Raw genomic sequence first — 17,593 nt, forward strand, 5'->3', positions numbered from 1 at the left:
GGCCTTTTTCTCTCGCAACTCTGATCCGCACTGCATGAGCCGTCGTCGCGTTGTCGTCACCGGTCTTGGCCTGATCAGTCCCGTCGGCAACTCTGTTGCCGAGGGTTGGGCCAATATCCTCGCCGGTCGTTCCGGCATTGCCACTGTCACCCGTTTCGATGCCAGCAACCTGGCATGCCACTTTGCGGGTGAGGTCAAGGGCTTCAACATCGAGGACTACATCCCCGCCAAGGAAGCCCGGCACATGGATGGCTTCATCCATTACGGGCTGGCGGCGGCTTTCCAGGCGGTGCGTGACTCCGGCATTCCTACCGGAGACCAGCTGACCGAAGAACAGGCCGAGCGCATCGGCGTGCTCGTGGGTTCGGGCATTGGCGGCCTGCCGCTGATCGAAGACACTCACACCGAGCTGATGAACCGCGGCCCGCGCCGCATCTCGCCGTTCTTCATCCCGGCCTCGATCATCAACATGATCTCGGGCCATGTCTCCATCAACTTCGGCTTCCAGGGACCCAACCTGGCGATCGTGACGGCCTGCACCACGGGCCTGCATGCGATCGGTGAAGCCGGCCGCCTCATCGAGTACGGCGACGCCGACGTGATGATCGCGGGCGGTGCTGAAGGTGCGGTGTCGCCGCTGGGCATCGGCGGTTTCGCCGCAGCCCGGGCGCTTTCCACCCGCAACGACGATCCCGCGACCGCATCCCGACCCTGGGACAAGGACCGTGACGGCTTCGTGCTGGGTGAGGGTGCCGGCGTGCTGGTGCTCGAAGAGTACGAACACGCCAAGAAGCGCGGCGCCAAGATCTACTGCGAGCTGGCTGGTTTCGGCATGGGTGCGGACGCGTACCACATGACCGCCCCCAACGTCGACGGCCCCAAGCGCTCCATGCGCGCGGCGCTGCGCAATGCGGGCATGAACCCCGACCAGGTCCAGTACATGAACGCCCACGGCACGTCCACGCCGCTGGGTGACGTGAACGAGACCAACGCGATCAAGCTGGCCTTTGGCGATCACGCCAAGAACATGGTCATCAGCTCGACCAAGTCCATGACCGGCCACCTGCTGGGCGGGGCGGGTGGTATCGAGTCGGTGTTCACGGCCCTGGCCATCCGCGACCAGGTCGCGCCGCCGACGATCAACATCTTCAACCAGGATCCCGAGTGCGACCTGGACTACTGCGCCAACGAGGCGCGGCCCATGAAGATCGACGTCGCGGCGAAGAACAACTTCGGCTTCGGCGGCACCAACGGCACGCTGATCTTCAAGCGCGTCTGACCGCGAGCGCCGGCGATGCGCCGCACGCCGCCGGTCGTCGTGCAGTTGCAGCCCCAGCCGGCCGTTCAGGCCGCCGTGGCCCTCGTTGCCGGGCTGGCCTCGGGAGGCCTGGCCGCCTGGGTCCTCATTTACACCTTGTCGGCATGGCCCACGCTGTTGGCCGTGCCGATCTGCATCGCCTATGCCTGGCGGGCCGCCGCCGTGCTGCCCCGCCGCCTGCGCTGGGACGGCCAGACTTGGTGGCTGGCCGAGCCGGGCCAGGACGATGAAACCGCTGTCCAACTTGCCGTGCTGATCGACCTCGATGCCTGGTTGCTGTTGCGCGCCGCGCCCGGTCCGCGTTGGTTGCCGCTGTCAAGGCGCCAGCAACAGTCGCAGTGGACAGCGCTGCGCGCGACGCTGTTCTCCGCGCCGCGAGCCCCGCAATGAGCGAATCGGACGCCGACGCCCTGCTGGTGCGCGAAGCCCAGGCCGGCAGCGGGGCTGCCTTCGACATGCTGGTGCTGAAATACCAGCGCCGCGTCGAGCGCCTGCTGTCGCGCAGCGTGCGCTCGCCCGAAGACGTGGCCGACCTCTGCCAGGAAACCTTCCTGGCTGCCTACCGGGCCCTGCCGGCCTTCCGTGGCGAAAGCGCCTTCTACACCTGGATCTACCGCATCGCCATCAATGCCGCCAAGCGCCACCGCGCCCGCCAGCGGCCGATGGAATCCTTGGACGACGACGAGGGAACTTTCGGCACCGACGCGGCTCCAAGCGACGATGCGACCCCTGAGGCCCTGCTCGCGGGTCGCCAGCTGGCCCGGGAACTGGACAACGCCGTTGCAGACCTGGCCGACGACCAGCGCCGTGCGCTGCTGCTGCGAGAGGTGGATGGCTTGAGCTACGACGAGATCGGTGATCTGATGAACTGCCCGCCAGGTACGGTGCGTTCGCGCATCTTCCGTGCGCGTGAAGCCGTGGCCGCGCGTCTGCGGCCGCTGCTGGGCGGCGGGGGAGGGCGGCGATGGTGAGCCCTGTCGACGATGCCTTGAACGAGGCCCTGTCCGCCGTCATGGACGGCCGCGCGACGCCGGCCGAATGGGCGCGCGTGAATGCAGCCTGGGCGAGCAACCCCGAGCTGCGCGAGCGCTGGGCCCTCTGGCACGCCGCCGGCGACGGCCTGCGCGCCGAACTGCCGCCCCTGCGTCGCGAGCCCGAGGCCTTGCTCGCGGCCCTGCATGCCCAGATGCCCGTCGAGGCGACCCAGCCCCGGCGCCGCCGCGAGTGGCTGGCGCCGCTGGCGGTGGCGGCCAGCTTCGTGGCCCTGGCCCTGGGCGTCGGCCTGCTGCGGCCGGCGCCCCCCGGGGACGTCGAGCTGGCTTCTGCACCGATAGCAACACCGCGGGCGCAGGGCCTTGGTGGCCTGAGCTTTGCGCAGACCGTCGCAGGCCGTACCCTGCCCGATGCGCCGCCCGAGGTCATCGACTGGAACCTGACCCTGCCGGAGCCCGCAGCCTCTCAAGCCCGTCCTTGAAGTCCGGCGCAGGCCCCCCATTTGCCCCGACTGTTTGCCCGCTGAATCCTGGGAATCCGATATGCACGCTGAGAACCGTTCGACTCCCGCGCGTACGCGCCTGCTGCTCTCCGGCACAGCGCTGGCCCTCGCCCTGGCCCTGGGCCAGACGCCTGCCACCGCCCAGCCGCGCGGCCTGCCGGACTTCAGCGACCTGGTCGAAAGCGTCGGCCCGGCCGTCGTCAACATCCGCACCGCCGAGAAGGTCAAGATGACCGAAGGCCAGGCAGAGATGAACGAGCAGATGCAGGAGTTCTTCAAGCGCTTCGGCATCCCCGTGCCCAACCAGCGTCGCGGTGCGCCGCGCGGTGGTGGAACGCCGGACGACGACGGCCCGATGCGCCGCGGCGTCGGCTCGGGCTTCATCCTGAGCGCCGACGGCTATGTGCTGACCAATGCCCACGTGGTGCAGGGCGCCGACGAGGTCATCGTCACGCTGACCGACAAGCGCGAGCTCAAGGCCAAGCTGATCGGCGCCGACCAGCGCTCCGACGTCGCCGTCGTCAAGGTCGAGGCCACGGGCCTGCCGGTCGTCAAGGTCGGCGACAGCAACAAGTCCAAGGTCGGCGAATGGGTCATGGCCATCGGCTCGCCTTTCGGCCTGGAGAACACCGTGACGGCCGGCATCATCAGCGCCAAGCAACGCGACACCGGCGATCTGCTGCCGCTGATCCAGACCGACGTGGCCATCAACCCGGGCAACTCCGGCGGCCCGCTGGTGAACATGCGCGGCGAAGTCATCGGCATCAACTCGCAGATCTACAGCCAGAACGGCGGCTATATGGGCATCTCGTTCGCGATTCCCATCGCCGATGCCATCCGCGTGGCCGATGAGCTGCGTGCCGGCGGCCGCGTGGTGCGCGGCTACCTCGGCGTGCTGCCGGATGACCTGACCAAGGAAATCGCCGAGGCCATCGGCCTGGGCAAGCCGCAAGGCGCCGTCATCCGTTCCGTCGTCGCCGGCAGCCCGGCCGAGAAGGCCGGTGTCGAGGGGGGCGACGTCGTCACCAAGGTTGACGGCAAGACGGTGGACAAGGCCGCCGACCTGCGCCGCCTGGTGGCCAATGTGAAGCCTGGCGCCAAGACCACGCTGACCGTCTTCCGCCGCGGCACCACCAAGGACATCGTCGTCACCATCGGCGAAGACGAGCGCAGCAAGAAGCCCGGCAGCGGCAGCGATGAAGGCAGCAAGGAGCCGGCACCCGCCACTGCTCCGAGCACGGCACTTGGGCTGAAGGTGTCCGACGTGCCCGAGGCTCAGCGCAAGGAGATGAAGCTCAAGTCCGGCGTCATGGTCGACAGCGCCACCGGTGCCGCCGCCCGTGCCGGTCTGCGCGAGGGCGATCTCATCCTGTCGGTGGACAACGTCGAGGTGGCGTCCGTCAAGGCCTTCCAGGCGCTGATCGCCAAGGCCGACAAGAACAAGACCCTCAACCTGGTCGTGCGCCGGGACGACGTCACCAGCTTCGTGCTGCTGAAGCCGGCCCGCTGAACTAGCGCAAAACCTCAGCCGCCGCCTCGGGCTTTCCGCGATGCGGCAAGGCCGGGTCGGCCGGCGGCCGAAGTTGTCCACCGTTTTTTGAAGTTGGCGCCTGCTAACTTATGTATTCGAGCTCGGATTGTTCGCGCAACCCGCTAAAATCAGGCCTCGACGCGCCTTAGAAAGCGGTGTCCAACGGTGGAATCGAAGGCCGTTCATGACACCGGGATTTCTTCCACAGGCGATCCACAAGAACTTGTGGATAAGCTGTGGTTAAAATTCCTTGTTGGCAGCCTGCAACGGCCGGAAAACCAATGCTGGTGCGGCTTCCCGGCCGGGCCTTTTGGCTACAATGAAAGCCCAACAAGCAGTTGCCATACCTTTTGTTGGAAGGCACGTCGCCTCTTCGACGTGCCTTTTTTTTATTTTCGGCACGGCCCTCGCGGGCCTTCACGTCGCTTGTCGCGCGTGAGCCTTCCATGCATCGGCTGAAGCCTTTGCGTTTACGGCGCCGAGCGCAGTTCTCAGCATGAACCACATCCGCAACTTCTCCATCATTGCCCACATCGACCACGGCAAGAGCACGTTGGCCGACCGCATCATTCAGCGTTGCGGAGGCTTGAGCGATCGCGAGATGGAAGCGCAGGTGCTGGACTCCATGGATCTGGAGCGCGAACGCGGCATCACCATCAAGGCCCAGACCGCCGCGCTGCAGTACAAGGCCAAGGACGGCCAGGTCTACAACCTGAACCTGATCGACACGCCGGGGCATGTGGACTTTTCTTATGAAGTCAGCCGTTCGCTGTCGGCCTGTGAAGGCGCGCTGCTGGTGGTCGACGCGTCGCAGGGTGTCGAGGCCCAGACGGTGGCCAACTGCTACACGGCCCTGGACCTCGGCGTCGAGGTGGTGCCGGTGCTGAACAAGATGGACCTGCCGTCGGCGGATCCGGACAACGCCAAGGCCGAGATTGAGGACGTCATCGGCATCGACGCCGACGATGCCATCCCCTGCTCGGCCAAGACCGGCATGGGCATCGACGAGATCATCGAGGCCGTGATCGCCCGCATGCCGCCGCCGCGCGGCAACCCCGACGCGGCACCGCGCGCCATGATCATCGACGCCTGGTTCGACAACTACGTCGGCGTCGTCATGCTGGTGCGTGTGGTGGACGGCGAGCTGCGCAAGGGCGAGCGCATCCGCATGATGAACACCAACACGGTCTACCCGATCGACCACCTGGGCGTGTTCACCCCCAAGAGCGAGAACCGCGAGGGTCTGAAGGCCGGCGAGGTGGGCTTCATCATCTGCGGCATCAAGGAACTCGCCGCGGCCAAGGTGGGTGACACCGTCACGCTGGAAAAGAAGCTGCCCAACAACGCCGGCCCGGCGACCGAGGCCCTGCCCGGTTTCAAGGAAATCCAGCCCCAGGTGTTCGCGGGCCTGTACCCGACCGAAGCCAGCGAATACGACCAGTTGCGCGACGCGCTGGAAAAGCTCAGCCTCAACGACTCCTCGCTGCGCTACGAGCCCGAGGTCAGCCAGGCCCTGGGCTTTGGCTTTCGCTGCGGCTTCCTCGGCCTGCTGCACATGGAGATCGTGCAGGAGCGCCTGGAGCGCGAGTTCGACCAGGACCTCGTCACGACGGCGCCCAGCGTCATTTATGAGGTCGAGCTGAACACCGGCGAGGTCATCCAGGTCGAGAACCCGTCCAAGATGCCCGAGATCGGCGCCATGCGCGAGATCCGCGAGCCCATCGTCACGGTGCATCTCTACATGCCGCAGGACTACGTCGGCGTCGTCATGACGCTGGCCAACCAGAAGCGCGGCGTGCAGCTCAACATGGCTTACCACGGCAAGCAGGTCATGCTGACCTATGAGATCCCGCTGGCTGAGATCGTGCTGGACTTCTTCGACAAGCTCAAGAGCGTCTCGCGCGGCTATGCCTCCATGGACTACGAGTTCAAGGAATATCGCGCCGCCGACGTCGTCAAGGTCGACATCCTGATCAACGGCGACAAGGTCGACCCGTTGTCGATGATCGTGCACCGCAGCCAGAGCCAGTATCGCGGCCGCGGCGTGGCCGCCAAGATGCGCGAGCAGATCCCGCGCCAGATGTATGACGTGGCCATCCAGGCCGCCATTGGCGCCAACATCATCGCCCGCGAGAACATCAAGGCGCTGCGCAAGAACGTGCTGGCAAAATGCTACGGTGGTGACATCACCCGCAAGCGCAAGCTGCTGGAAAAGCAAAAGGCCGGCAAGAAGCGCATGAAGCAGATCGGCTCCGTGGAAGTGCCGCAAGAAGCCTTCCTCGCCATCCTGCAGGTCGACGATTAACTCCCCATGCCCTTTCAATCGATGAGCGTTCTCACCGGCGTTTTGTATGCGGCCCTGGTGGCCTATCTGGGCGGCTGGTACGCCGGTCGATGGAATGGCAACTTCGCGCTGCTGCTCTTCGTCCTGACGGCGGTCACGCTGTTTTACTGGCTGGCCGAGCGCTTCCACTTTGCGCCGGCCCGCCGCGCCGCCGCCGATGCGCTGGCGGCCAACGACGCCAAGCGCCGCGAGACGCTCGCCGCCCAGGGCATCGCCCGGGTGGACGGCGACATCGAGCCGGCGCGCCAGCAGCTGCTGCAGCAGCCCTGGTGGCTGGACTGGACGGCCGGCCTGTTCCCGGTGATCCTGGTCGTCTTCCTGCTGCGCAGCTTTCTGTTCGAGCCCTTCAAGATCCCGTCGGGGTCGATGGTGCCGACGCTGCTGGTGGGCGACCTCATCCTGGTCAACAAGTTCCACTACGGCATCCGCCTGCCGGTGATCAACAAGAAGATCATCGCCAACAACGATGTCAAGCGCGGCGACGTGATGGTGTTCCGCTACCCCGAGGACCCCAGCACCGACTTCATCAAGCGCGTGGCCGGCATCCCGGGCGACGAGATCAGCTACGTCAACCAGAAGCTCTACATCAACGGCCAGCTGGCACCGACCCAGCCGCTGGGCACCTTCTACGACGACAGCAGCTCGCCGCGCGTCTACCGCCCCCGCTTCATGGAGAAGCTTGGCGACAAGGAGCACGAGATCCTGGTGCAGCCGCAAGCCCAGACCTTCTTCCGCGCCGACCGTGCCGACGGCCCCTTCCCCTTCCAGGAGAATTGCCGCTACACCATCGAAGGCGTGACCTGCAAGGTGCCGGCCGGCCACTACTTCATGCTGGGCGACAACCGCGACAACTCGCGGGATTCGCGCTTCTGGGGGTTTGTGCCTGATGAAAACATCGTCGGCAAGGCCTTCTTGGTCTGGATGAATTTCGGTAATCTCAAGCGCATCGGTACCTTCTTCAATTGATACCCCAGATGAGCAGCTGCCGCCTTTCACCGTCTTCCCCGTCCCGCAGCCAGCGTGGTGTCACGCTGTTCGGCCTGCTGTTCTGGGGCGTCATCATTGCCGTCACGGCCGTTGTCGGCATGAAGGTCTTCCCCACGGTGCTGGAGTACTACACCGTGCAGCGTGTGGTCGACCGCATCGCGGCGAGCAACCCGTCGACCGTGCCGGCCGTGCGCGCGGCCTTCGACCAGTCCAGGCAGGTCGAATACTCCATCCAGAGCATCACCTCCGGCGATCTGGTCGTCACCAAGGACGCCAATGACAAGCTCGTCATCGAGTTCGCCTGGGACAAGGAAGTCGATCTCTTCGGTCCGGTCTATCTGCTGATCAAGTACCGGGGCAAGTCTCGTTGACGGCGGTGACGCCGATGTCGCGACGATGAGCGCTGCACTTGACGACCTGCAACGCCGCATCGGCCACCGCTTCCAGCGGCCCGATCTGCTGGCGCGAGCTGTCACTCACCGCAGCTACGGTGCCGACCACAACGAGCGCCTGGAATTCCTGGGCGATGCGGTGTTGAGCCTGGCGGTTTCCAGCCTGCTCTACGAGCGCTATGCCGGCTCCGACGAGGGCGACCTGACCCGTGTGCGAGCCCATCTGGTGCGCGAGGACAGTCTGCACAAGCTGGCCCTGGCCCTGGGCCTGCCGGCCGTGCTGAAGATGTCCGACGGCGAGGCCCGCGGCGGCGGCGCCCAGCGTCCGTCCATCCTGGCCGATGCCGTCGAGGCCGTGCTGGGTGCGGCCTACATGGACGCCGGCTACGACGCGGCACTGGCCATCGTGCGCCGCCTGCTGGGTGAAACCATCGCGACGTCCGCCAGCGCGGGCGACTTCGCCAAGGATGCCAAGACCGCGTTGCAGGAATGGCTGCAGGCCCGCCGCATCGCCGTGCCGAGCTACCGTATCGTCGCCACGCGCGGCCAGGCCCATGCCCAGACCTTCGAGGTCGAATGCGCCGTGCCGGCCCTGGACGTGGCCGAACTGGGCGAAGGACGTTCGCGCCGCATCGCCGAGCAGGAGGCCGCCCGCCGCCTGCTGGATAGACTGACCGCCGAACGAGGCAAACCATGACCACCGAGCCCAAGCCTGACACCGAAGTACCCCAGCGCTGTGGCCTCATCGCCATCGTCGGCCGCCCCAACGTCGGCAAATCCACGCTGCTGAATGCCCTGGTCGGCCAGAAGGTCAGCATCACCTCCGACAAGGCCCAGACGACCCGCCACCGCATCACCGGCGTGCGCACCGTCGACGAGGCCCAGTTCGTTTTTGTCGACACCCCCGGCTTTCAGACCAAGCACAACGCTGCACTGAACCGCACGCTGAACCGCACCGTGCATGGCGTGCTGGCCGACGTGGACCTGGTGCTGTTCGTCGTCGAGGCCGGCCGCTTCGGCCTGGACGACGCCAAGGTGCTGGGCCTGCTGCCGGAAGACAAGCCCGTCGTGCTGATCGCCAACAAGCTCGACGCCGTGCACCGCCGCGCCGAGCTGGCGCCCTGGCTCAAGGGCATGCAGGAGCGCCGCAATTTCAGCGAGTTCGTGCCGCTGTCGGCCAAGAAGGAGGCTGACGTCACCCGCCTCTTCAAGATCCTCAAGCCCTATCTGCCGGAGCAGGGCTGGTTCTACGAGGAAGACGCGCTGACCGACCGCAGCGAGAAGTTCCTGGCCAGCGAAATCATCCGTGAGAAGCTGTTCCGCCTGACCGGCGACGAGCTGCCCTACACCTCCACCGTCGTCATCGACAAATGGGAAGAGGAGGGCGAGCTGCGCCGCATCAGCGCCAGCATCGTCGTCGAGCGCGACGCCCACAAGGGCATGATCATCGGCCAGGGCGGCGAGCGCCTGAAGCGCATCGGCTCGGAGTCGCGCCAGGAGCTGGAGCATCTGATGGATGGCCGGGTGTTCCTGGAACTGTGGGTCAAGGTCCGCTCGGGCTGGGCGGATACGGAGGAACACCTCCGCTCCTACGGCTACGAGTGAGTCTCAGAACGCCCTCGGTGCAGCCCGCCTATGTGCTGCACCAGCATGACTGGAGCGAGTCCAGCCTCATCCTGGACCTGTTCACGCGCGAGTCCGGCCGCATCGCGGTCGCGGCCAAGGGCGCCAAGCGGCCTTATTCGCAGCTGCGCGCGGTGCTGTTGCCGCTGCAGCGCATCAACGTCTCCCTGAGCAAGCCGGGGAAATCGTCGTCAGCCGAAGGTGGCGAGGTACAGACGCTGCGCAGCGCCGAATGGGGCGGCGGTGCGACCCTACCCAGCGGCGCCGCGCTGTTCTCCGGCTACTACCTGAACGAGCTGCTGCTCAAGCTGCTGGCCCGTCATGACCCGCATCCCCAGCTCTTCGACGCCTATGCCGATGCCTTGGCCCATCTGGCGGAGGGCGATGCGGTGCTGCGCGCCTTCGAGATCAGGTTGCTGGCCGAACTGGGCCTGCTGCCGGATCTCAGCGTCGTCACGCCCACACAGGCGCCCATCGATCCCGTGCGCCGCTACCAGCTGTCGGCCGAGTCCGGCCTCATCCCGCCCACCAGCGACGCCAGCCTGCCGGGCGCGTTGCTGATCCAGCTGCAGGCCGCGCTGCTGCACGGCAGCATGGCGGCGCTGCGCCAGGCCTGTGCCACCGCCCCCCAGACCCTGAAGACGACGCTGCGCGGGCTGCTCCACTACCATCTGGGGCACCAGCCGCTGCGCACCCGCGCGCTGATGGTGGACGTGCAACAACTGCTCGATTCGTGACCCCATGAACCCGCTCGCTCACGCCGGCGCCCGCTGCGCCCTGTCCGTCAACGTCAACAAGGTCGCGCTGCTGCGCAACACCCGCCACCTGGGCATTCCCAGCGTGCTGCGCGCCGCCGAGCAATGCCTACTGGCGGGGGCCCAGGGCATCACCGTGCACCCGCGGCCCGACGCGCGCCACATCCGCGCCGGCGACGTCGACGACCTGGCTGCCTTCCTGAAGGACTGGCCCCAGGCCGAGTTCAACATCGAAGGCAACCCGACCCAGAACCTGATGGACTTCGTGCGCCAGCACCGCCCCCACCAGGTCACCTTCGTGCCCGATTCGGAAGACCAGTTCACCTCCGACCACGGCTGGACGCTGCCGCAGGACGCCCAGCGCCTGAAGCCGCTGATCCAGGAAGCCCAAGATCTGGGCGTGCGCGTCAGCCTTTTCATGGACCCCAACCCCGCGGCCATGGCCGCCGTGGCCGAGCTGGGCGCCGATCGCATCGAGCTCTACACCGAGACCTTTGCCAGTGCCTTCGGCACCGAGCGCCAGGACGGCGTGCTGGCGGGCTTCACGGCCACGGCCGAAGCAGCGCTGAAGGTGGGCCTGGGCATCAATGCCGGGCATGACCTGAACCGCGACAACCTCAGTGTCTTCCTGCGCCATGTGCCCGGCGTGCAGGAGGCCTCGATTGGCCATGCCCTGATCGCCGACGCGCTGGAGCTGGGCTATGCCGGCACGGTCCAGGCCTATCTGCGCGTCATCGCTACCGCCTACACATGAATCTGCGCCGTGCTCGCGCGGACGATGCGCCGCGTCTCGCCGCACTGGCCCAGTGGGTGTGGCTGGACAGTTATGCGGCGGAGGGTGTCGAACAGCGCTTCCTGCCCTATCTGGCCGAATCCTTCCTGCCCGCCGCCTTTGAAGACGTCATCGCCGACCCCGCACAGGCGATCTGGCTGCTGGAGGAGGGCGCTGCCCTGCAAGGCTTCGCCCAGATCGGGCGCGGCGTGCCGGCGCCGGTGCCCGCCGCAGTGCCGCGCAACGAGCTGAAGCGGCTCTACGTCGCGCCGCCCTGCACCGGCCGCGGCCTGGGCTCCCTGCTGCTGCAGGCCGCCCGTGAGACCTGGCCTGGCGAAGGTCTGTGGCTCAGCGTCTGGGTGGGCAACGCGGGGGCGCTGCGCTTCTATGCCCGAGAGGGGGGCCAGAACATCGGCCAGACCCACTTCATGCTGGATGGCCAGGCCATCACCAACGAGGTCATCGCCTTCCCATGATCTACGGCATCGGCACCGATATCTGCGACATCCGCCGCGTGGAAGCCGCGCTGGCGCGTCGCGGCGAGCGCTTTGCCGAGAAGGTGCTGGGCCTCGAGGAGCTGCGCGTCTTTCGGGCTCGCCGCGCTCGCGCCGAAGCGCGCGGTATCCGGTTTCTCGCGACGCGGTTTTCGGCGAAGGAGGCCTTCAGCAAGGCCATCGGTCTCGGTCTGCATCTGCCGATGCGCATGCCCGACTGCCAGATACTCAACGAAGCCAGTGGCAAGCCGGTGCTTCGGTTGTCTGGTGCGCTGGCTATCTGGTTCGCCGAACGAAACCTTTGCGGCCAGGTGACGTTGAGCGACGAGAGCGACTATGCGGTCAGCTTCGTCGTTGTTGAATCGAGTGCGCCGCGAGCGCCGCAAGACTGTACGAAGTGAACAGTCGATTTGAAGTGATATCAGGGAATCAAGAAGAGATGGACCAGATCAAGGCAACGCTACCTGTGGATGGAGGTGACCTCCGGCTCGACCCGAAGATCGCGAGGGCGCTCGGTGAGGACCTTGCCGGCGACTATTGCTTCGCTGAGCCATTTCCTCACATCGTCATTGACGATTTCCTGCCGAAGGAGTTGGCCGAGGCCATCCTGCAAAACTTTCCTCAGGCGAGCTCCCGTGACAAGAGGTTTGAAGATGGCTACACCGGCTTGCACAAGCGGCAGGTGTTTCCCGGCGACTGTTCCGCCTATCACCGCAACCTGTTCGGCTTCTTCAATTCAGCACCGGTGCTGCAATTCCTGGAAGGCCTGACGACGATCCAGGGACTGGTTTCCGACCCGTATTTCGACGGTGGCGGCTATCACGAAATCAGCACGGGAGGAAAGCTGGGCATCCATGCCGATTTCCGCGTCAACGAGCGGCTGCACCTGCAGCGCCGACTCAATATGCTGATCTACCTGAACAAGGATTGGCAGCCAGAATGGGGCGGCGAGCTCGAGCTGTGGGATCGCCAGATGCAGGGGAAGGCCAAGGGCGTGGCGCCCTTGTTCAATCGCTGCGTCGTTTTCAGCACCGATGCCACTTCCTTCCATGGTCATCCCGATCCCCTGGCCTGCCCGTTGGACGTCACTCGCAAGTCGATCGCGCTGTACTACTACACCGGTTCGAAAGGCATCTACGAGGAAGTGCCCGCGAACTCGACGGACTACCGTGCCCGGCCGACGGATGATGCCGCCGTGCGGGCCGAGGCGCGGCGCCAGCGACGCGGCAACCAGATGAAGGATTGGCTCCCTCCCATCCTGTTGCGTGGACTGCGCCGGATCCGGGAAGGCACCAAGGGCTGAGGACTTCGCGCCACCGGCGCGGCCTCAGGCATCGGCCGCCGCGCCGGTTCAAGGCGCTTTCTTGGCCGCAACGGGCTTGGCCAGGGATTCGCCCTTGGACTGCATGACCATGCTCATGTCCATCAGCATGCGACCGTTGTCGGGCATGTCCACCGTCATCTGCATGTCCATGTCGAGCTTGCTGTTCAGGGCCAGGCGGTCGGCCAGCCGCAGCGCGCTGTGGCCCTTGCCGCCCCCGTTGATGACCATGTGCAGCATCTTGGGCGGCGTCGCAGTCGCGGAGGCCGCTTCACCCTGCGGGGCGGAGGCGGCGCCGGGCGGCGTGGGGATCGGCGTGTTGATGTCCAGCTTCAGGTCCATGGCCAGATCGAAATAGGCCACGCCCCGCTCCAGGCGTGCAAGGGTGTAGTGCACGACGCCATCCATACCGCCCGCCGCGCCCGGCATGGGCACCGGCAGATTCATCTTCAGCGGCACGTCGACGCTGTCGCCCACCTTGAGCGGTCTCTCCTTCAGGGTCTTGAACAGCTGCAGGGCCTGGGCCACCGTCGTGTTGCCCTGCTGGCGCATCATTTCGCTGAGTTCGGGTGAGCCCTGCACTTCCCGGATCTCGAAGGCGAAGTCGCGCGGATTGAAGCGGGCGACAAAGCCGACATCGGTCTTGGGCGCCGGCACAGGCACGGCCTTGCCACCCACTTCCAGCTTGACGCCCTGGCCGACCGTGGCCACGGTCATCGGCAGCCAGCCGTCTGCATCCGCTTGCCCCACCTTCAGCGTCTGCTGCATCTGCATGGACATCTTCATCGGCCCCATCTGGGACATGCGCTCGGCTGCCTGGGCGATCTTGGCGCGCTCTTCTTCCGTGGCAGCTTCGCCGGGTTCGACCCGCATCTTCATCACGGCCTGCATGTCCATCAGCTGGCGCTGATGCTGGCCGGCGCGCGGCGTCGTGTCGAAGACGATGGACGTCGGCGCCGCGATGGCACCCAGGTTCAGGGCGAGCAGGGCGCCGGCAAACAGCGGGCGCAGCGGGAGTGCAAGGGTCACGAGGACAGCTCCATGAAGAAAAATGCCGCCGGGCTGGCAGCCGGGCGGCATCGTAGAAGGCGCGAGGAGCGGGGCTGCGTCAGCCCGCCGGGGTAATTTCACCCACCGGCACTTATGCAGTCCTGATCAGTGCGGTGGCTGGAAAAGCAGCCGCGCGGCCAGATCGCGCCGGGCCGGCGGCTGGGCCTGCAGGCGGTCCAGCATCGCGATGACAGGGGCGCAGCTCGGTCCCGGCTTGGCCGCATCGGGCGTGTCGGCCCAGATGCGCGACAGCATGCCCAGGGCGGTCGGCCCCACCGAACGTTCCAGCACTTCCATCTCGATGGCGCTGGGCGGCTTGGGCTGGCGGCGCGGCGGCGTGCCGTCGGCCGCTTCCTGCAGCCACTGGGCTTCCTGGATCTGCAGGTCGTCGGGCAGCTGCGGGCGGGCGCTCATGCGGCCCTCGAGCAGATCGCGGCAGGCGCCGGTGCCGGTGGGCCCGCGCAGGGCTTTCAGCTGTTCGGACACCAGCTGCACATAGCGGCGGCGTAGGATGGGATCGGTGGCGTTGATCAGGTCCGGCATCTGGCGGGCCAGCAGAGGCAGGGCAGTGGCCTGCACCGCTTCGGCGCTGGCGCCGGCCGTGCGGGCTTCCCACATGTGCTTGGCCACGTCGTCCACGGTGCCCGGCGTGCGCCGGTCCAGCGCCTCCCAGACCGGATGCATGTGCAGCGCGTCGTTGAGGTCGGTCGGCTTGGCATCGACCTCGGGCAGGGGCACGGCCAGCGTGCGGGGCGACGGCGCGATCAGCGAGTAGGACAGCAACTCCTCGCGCGGCACGAACCACATGCTGCGCGACGGCGTGCGCAGCGTCTTGTCGATCATGGGCTGGGGCAGGCCCAGCTCGGCATAGGTCTTGGCCAGCTGCTGGTTGGCCAGTTCCTCGAAGACGGGGTTGTAAGTGCCGGTGGAGGCGCGGTGAAAGCCCAGCTCGCCCGTCGGGGTGAGATGACGCGGCTGGCCGGCCAAGAAGACCAGCGTGCAGGCGCTGGCGCAGGTGCCGACCGCACGGCTGGCGTGGCCATGGGACTTCATGGCTGCGGCCATGCGCTCGGCCTCGCGCACGCGGCCGCCGGGCGACACGAGCTCCACGCGCTTGAGCTCCTTCGCGGCCTCGCTGTTCAGCAACTGGCGCAGGCGTTCGCCGTCGCCCATGCCGATGACGCCTTCCAGCTTCAGGCTGCGGCCGTCGGGGGAGAAGGTGAACTTGGCCTGTCCCAGCGGGTCGACGCCACGGGCCATCGACCAGTACTCGCCCAGGTTGGGCAGAAAGCCGAACACGATGGACAGCGCCAGCTGCAGCGCGCCCATTGCCAGCGAGATGCGCGCCAGCCAGCCCCAGACCAGCGAGCCATCCTCGCGCAGATAGTTGCTGGCCGAGCGCCAGCCGCCGACGATGCTCCACACGTCCAGCGACATCAGCAAGGGCACGCCGATCAGCAGCACGATGGCGCTGATCTGCAGCGAGTCGCCCTTGACGCTGATCCAGGTCATCAAGCCCGTGATCAGGAAGGCCAGCGGCATGGCCACGGCGATGTTGTTGACCCAGTAGCTGCGCACCAGGCTCATTTCGCCGTGCCAGTGGCGGGCGAAATAACCGCGGCGCGAGTCCTTCGGCGCACGCGGCCGCGTCGGCTGGGAGGCGCCGGGCGGGCGCGGCCGGTTTGAGGCCTGCTGCCACGCGGCCGGCTCGGGCGCCGGCTGGGGCGCAACGGGCGGCCGGCTGAAGTCGACCTGGGTGGGGTCGACGTAGGGGCGGTGAGGACTGGCGTCGTTCATCGTGGGCAGAAAAAGAAAAGCCGCTCGGTCAAGCAACCGGGCGGCATCGTAGAGCGCAGCAGCGGCGTCGCGCAGGGACACCGCAGGTAATTTCACCCGCATTGCGCGGGTCGCCTGATCTTCCCGGGTGCGTCAGCCGCGGTAGTTGTCCTGCATCGGATAGCGGCGAGCCACGAGGCCGAACAGGGTGGCGGCCAGCAGCGCGAAGCCGGCGAAGAAGAACATCAGGCAGGCTGTCTCGCTGTAGCCGGTCGACTTGATGGCCTGCAGCGCACTCGGGCTCTTCACGCTGACGTTGGACAGCAGCACCCACAGATTGCCGATGGTCACCGACAGGTTCCAGAAGCTGGTGATGGTGCCCTTCATGGACAGCGGCGCCTGGCTGTAGGCGAACTCCAGGCCGGTGGCCGAGACCAGCACCTCGCCCAGGGTCAGGATGGCATAGGGCAGGATCTGCCAGACGATGCTGACCTTGTCGCCGCTGTCGAGCCACAGCTGCATGATGCCAACGACGATCCAGGCCACGCCGGCCAGCGCGATCCCGAGGCCCATGCGGCGCAGCGCCGTGACCTTGATGCCCATCTTCTCCACCACGGGGTAGAGCACCAGGTTGTTGAAGGGGATGAGGATCATCACCAGCAGGGGGTTCAGCGCCTGCATCATGGACGACTGGAACCACTCGGGCTTGGTCATCTGGTCGGCCTGCAGCACCCAGGTCGAGGCCTTCTGGTCGAACAGCGACCAGAAGGGCGTGACGAGGGCGAACAGCACCAAGAGGCGCAGCACGGCACGCACGCCGTCGACGGCTTCGTCGGCGTGCTTGCCGCGGGCGCGGTCCAACTGCAGTGAGGCACCCAGGCCACCGAAGCCCATGACGAGGACCAGGGCCAGGCAGACCGCCGGCACGAAGCCCAGGCCATTCATCTGGCTCAGGCTGTAGGCCGCGCCGAGCAGGCCGAGGAGTGCGACGCCCATGCCGAGGCCACCGGCCTTGAGCGCCGTCCACACCACCTTGATGAAGCTGTCCGGGTTGGCGCCGCGGGCCGGCTGGTGCACATACTTCTGGCGGCCGCTCCACAGGATGACGGTGGCGACCAGCATCAGCAGGCCGGGGATGCCGAAGGCGACGCGCGGGCCGAACTCCTTCAGCAGGATGGGCATGAACAGCGACGCGAAGAAGCTGCCGAAGTTGATGATCCAGTAGAAGGCGTCATAGACCTTCTGGGCCAGCGTGCGGTTGCTCTTGTCGAACTGGTCGCCGACGAAGCTGCTCACCAGCGGCTTGATGCCGCCCGAGCCCAGCGAGATCAGGAACAGGCCGAAGTAGAAGCCCTTGATGTTGTCGTCGAAGAGGGCCAGGCAGGCGTGGCCGGCGCAGTAGACGATGCTGAACCAGAAGATGGTCGGGTATTTGCCGAAGAAGCGGTCGGCCAGCCAGCCGCCCAGCAGCGGGAAGAAATAGACGCCGATGACGAAGGTGTGGAAGACCTCCTTGGCCTCGGCCTTGCGCATGCTCTCCGGCACGGCCAGCAGCAGGCTGGTCATCAGGAAGACCGTCAGGATGTTGCGCATGCCGTAGAAGCTGAAGCGCTCGCATCCTTCGTTGCCGATGATGTAGGGAATCTGCGGCGGCATCTTGGCCGGCCGGGTGGTCGCGTCGGTGGTCGCGGTGATGGTGGTCATGTCAGCCTCGATGAAGCTCTGAATGGAAAAC

At 66.5% G+C, this 17,593-nt stretch carries 18 protein-coding genes; 15 read left to right on the forward strand and 3 right to left on the reverse strand.

The annotated features are described in order from the left end of the window. The first annotated feature begins 34 nt into the window (after positions 1-34). The 15 genes from fabF (at position 35) to ACS5PN_RS23590 (ending at position 13,014) form a co-directional block, all read left to right on the forward strand. Positions 35-1,279 (forward strand): beta-ketoacyl-ACP synthase II, encoded by a 1,245-nt coding sequence (gene fabF, locus ACS5PN_RS23520; protein WP_439466453.1) that lies wholly within the window; start codon positions 35-37, stop codon positions 1,277-1,279. Positions 1,280-1,294: 15 nt separating this feature from the next. Then, entirely contained in the window at positions 1,295-1,708 is a 414-nt protein-coding gene (locus ACS5PN_RS23525) for a hypothetical protein (protein ID WP_439466454.1), read from the forward strand. After that, entirely contained in the window at positions 1,705-2,289 is a 585-nt protein-coding gene (locus tag ACS5PN_RS23530) for a sigma-70 family RNA polymerase sigma factor (RefSeq protein ID WP_439466455.1), read from the forward strand. Before ACS5PN_RS23525 ends, ACS5PN_RS23530 begins: the two co-directional genes overlap by 4 nt. Further along, a complete protein-coding gene (locus ACS5PN_RS23535; protein ID WP_439466456.1) occupies positions 2,283-2,792 on the forward strand; it encodes a sigma-E factor negative regulatory protein in 510 nt (169 codons plus the stop codon). The genes ACS5PN_RS23530 and ACS5PN_RS23535 overlap by 7 nt, the downstream gene beginning before the upstream one ends. 61 nt (positions 2,793-2,853) lie before the next feature. Continuing rightward, a complete protein-coding gene (locus ACS5PN_RS23540) occupies positions 2,854-4,323 on the forward strand; it encodes a DegQ family serine endoprotease (RefSeq protein ID WP_439466457.1) in 1,470 nt (489 codons plus the stop codon). Positions 4,324-4,840: 517 nt separating this feature from the next. After that, on the forward strand, positions 4,841-6,649 hold the full coding sequence (gene lepA / locus ACS5PN_RS23545) for a translation elongation factor 4 (RefSeq protein WP_439466458.1): 1,809 nt from the start codon (positions 4,841-4,843) through the stop codon (positions 6,647-6,649). Between the two features lie 21 nt (positions 6,650-6,670). Continuing rightward, positions 6,671-7,654 carry a signal peptidase I gene (gene lepB / locus ACS5PN_RS23550; protein WP_439466459.1) on the forward strand — a complete coding sequence of 328 codons (984 nt, stop codon included), beginning with the start codon at positions 6,671-6,673 and terminating at the stop codon, positions 7,652-7,654. Between the two features lie 8 nt (positions 7,655-7,662). Then, on the forward strand, positions 7,663-8,046 hold the full coding sequence (locus ACS5PN_RS23555) for a DUF4845 domain-containing protein (RefSeq protein WP_439466460.1): 384 nt from the start codon (positions 7,663-7,665) through the stop codon (positions 8,044-8,046). Positions 8,047-8,071: 25 nt separating this feature from the next. Further along, positions 8,072-8,764: a ribonuclease III gene (gene rnc / locus ACS5PN_RS23560; protein WP_439466461.1), complete on the forward strand. Its 693-nt coding sequence runs from the start codon at positions 8,072-8,074 to the stop codon at positions 8,762-8,764. Next, positions 8,761-9,672, forward strand: a complete 912-nt coding sequence (gene era, locus ACS5PN_RS23565) for a GTPase Era (RefSeq protein ID WP_439466462.1) — start codon at positions 8,761-8,763, stop codon at positions 9,670-9,672. Before rnc ends, era begins: the two co-directional genes overlap by 4 nt. Next, positions 9,669-10,427, forward strand: coding sequence for a DNA repair protein RecO (gene recO / locus ACS5PN_RS23570; protein ID WP_439466463.1), 759 nt, complete (start codon positions 9,669-9,671; stop codon positions 10,425-10,427). Before era ends, recO begins: the two co-directional genes overlap by 4 nt. Before the next feature lie 4 nt (positions 10,428-10,431). Continuing rightward, the gene (locus tag ACS5PN_RS23575; RefSeq protein WP_439466464.1) at positions 10,432-11,199 is read left to right on the forward strand and encodes a pyridoxine 5'-phosphate synthase; all 768 of its coding nucleotides are present in this window, start codon (positions 10,432-10,434) and stop codon (positions 11,197-11,199) included. Further along, on the forward strand, positions 11,196-11,693 hold the full coding sequence (locus ACS5PN_RS23580) for a GNAT family N-acetyltransferase (RefSeq protein WP_439466465.1): 498 nt from the start codon (positions 11,196-11,198) through the stop codon (positions 11,691-11,693). Before ACS5PN_RS23575 ends, ACS5PN_RS23580 begins: the two co-directional genes overlap by 4 nt. After that, positions 11,690-12,112 carry a holo-ACP synthase gene (acpS, locus tag ACS5PN_RS23585; RefSeq protein WP_439466466.1) on the forward strand — a complete coding sequence of 141 codons (423 nt, stop codon included), beginning with the start codon at positions 11,690-11,692 and terminating at the stop codon, positions 12,110-12,112. The genes ACS5PN_RS23580 and acpS overlap by 4 nt, the downstream gene beginning before the upstream one ends. 38 nt (positions 12,113-12,150) lie before the next feature. Continuing rightward, complete coding sequence (locus ACS5PN_RS23590; protein ID WP_439466467.1) at positions 12,151-13,014, forward strand: 2OG-Fe(II) oxygenase; 864 nt, start codon at positions 12,151-12,153, stop codon at positions 13,012-13,014. Positions 13,015-13,062: 48 nt separating this feature from the next. Here the strand turns inward: ACS5PN_RS23590 and ACS5PN_RS23595 are convergent, their stop codons facing one another. The 3 genes from ACS5PN_RS23595 to ACS5PN_RS23605 form a co-directional block, all read right to left on the reverse strand. Continuing rightward, positions 13,063-14,061, reverse strand: a complete 999-nt coding sequence (locus tag ACS5PN_RS23595) for a hypothetical protein (RefSeq protein WP_439466468.1) — start codon at positions 14,059-14,061, stop codon at positions 13,063-13,065. A 126-nt stretch (positions 14,062-14,187) separates the two neighbouring features. Beyond that, positions 14,188-15,879: a hypothetical protein gene (locus ACS5PN_RS23600; RefSeq protein WP_439466469.1), complete on the reverse strand. Its 1,692-nt coding sequence runs from the start codon at positions 15,877-15,879 to the stop codon at positions 14,188-14,190. 132 nt (positions 15,880-16,011) lie between these two features. Beyond that, entirely contained in the window at positions 16,012-17,562 is a 1,551-nt protein-coding gene (locus ACS5PN_RS23605) for a POT-type proton-dependent oligopeptide transporter (RefSeq protein ID WP_439466470.1), read from the reverse strand. Positions 17,563-17,593: the final 31 nt, after the last annotated feature.

The sequence above is a fragment of the Roseateles sp. NT4 genome (genome assembly GCF_051857475.1).
Lineage (GTDB): Bacteria > Pseudomonadota > Gammaproteobacteria > Burkholderiales > Burkholderiaceae_C > Pelomonas.

What these genes read in the sequence shown, in the direction of transcription:
- fabF (WP_439466453.1), top strand. Translation starts at nt 35, where the DNA reads ATGAGCCGTCGTCGCGTTGTCGTCACCGGTCTTGGCCTGATCAGTCCC.
- ACS5PN_RS23525 (WP_439466454.1), top strand. Translation starts at nt 1,295, where the DNA reads ATGCGCCGCACGCCGCCGGTCGTCGTGCAGTTGCAGCCCCAGCCGGCC.
- ACS5PN_RS23530 (WP_439466455.1), top strand. Translation starts at nt 1,705, where the DNA reads ATGAGCGAATCGGACGCCGACGCCCTGCTGGTGCGCGAAGCCCAGGCC.
- ACS5PN_RS23535 (WP_439466456.1), top strand. Translation starts at nt 2,283, where the DNA reads ATGGTGAGCCCTGTCGACGATGCCTTGAACGAGGCCCTGTCCGCCGTC.
- ACS5PN_RS23540 (WP_439466457.1), top strand. Translation starts at nt 2,854, where the DNA reads ATGCACGCTGAGAACCGTTCGACTCCCGCGCGTACGCGCCTGCTGCTC.
- lepA (WP_439466458.1), top strand. Translation starts at nt 4,841, where the DNA reads ATGAACCACATCCGCAACTTCTCCATCATTGCCCACATCGACCACGGC.
- lepB (WP_439466459.1), top strand. Translation starts at nt 6,671, where the DNA reads ATGAGCGTTCTCACCGGCGTTTTGTATGCGGCCCTGGTGGCCTATCTG.
- ACS5PN_RS23555 (WP_439466460.1), top strand. Translation starts at nt 7,663, where the DNA reads ATGAGCAGCTGCCGCCTTTCACCGTCTTCCCCGTCCCGCAGCCAGCGT.
- rnc (WP_439466461.1), top strand. Translation starts at nt 8,072, where the DNA reads ATGAGCGCTGCACTTGACGACCTGCAACGCCGCATCGGCCACCGCTTC.
- era (WP_439466462.1), top strand. Translation starts at nt 8,761, where the DNA reads ATGACCACCGAGCCCAAGCCTGACACCGAAGTACCCCAGCGCTGTGGC.
- ACS5PN_RS23575 (WP_439466464.1), top strand. Translation starts at nt 10,432, where the DNA reads ATGAACCCGCTCGCTCACGCCGGCGCCCGCTGCGCCCTGTCCGTCAAC.
- ACS5PN_RS23580 (WP_439466465.1), top strand. Translation starts at nt 11,196, where the DNA reads ATGAATCTGCGCCGTGCTCGCGCGGACGATGCGCCGCGTCTCGCCGCA.
- acpS (WP_439466466.1), top strand. Translation starts at nt 11,690, where the DNA reads ATGATCTACGGCATCGGCACCGATATCTGCGACATCCGCCGCGTGGAA.
- ACS5PN_RS23590 (WP_439466467.1), top strand. Translation starts at nt 12,151, where the DNA reads ATGGACCAGATCAAGGCAACGCTACCTGTGGATGGAGGTGACCTCCGG.
- ACS5PN_RS23600 (WP_439466469.1), bottom strand. Translation starts at nt 15,879, where the DNA reads ATGAACGACGCCAGTCCTCACCGCCCCTACGTCGACCCCACCCAGGTC.
- ACS5PN_RS23605 (WP_439466470.1), bottom strand. Translation starts at nt 17,562, where the DNA reads ATGACCACCATCACCGCGACCACCGACGCGACCACCCGGCCGGCCAAG.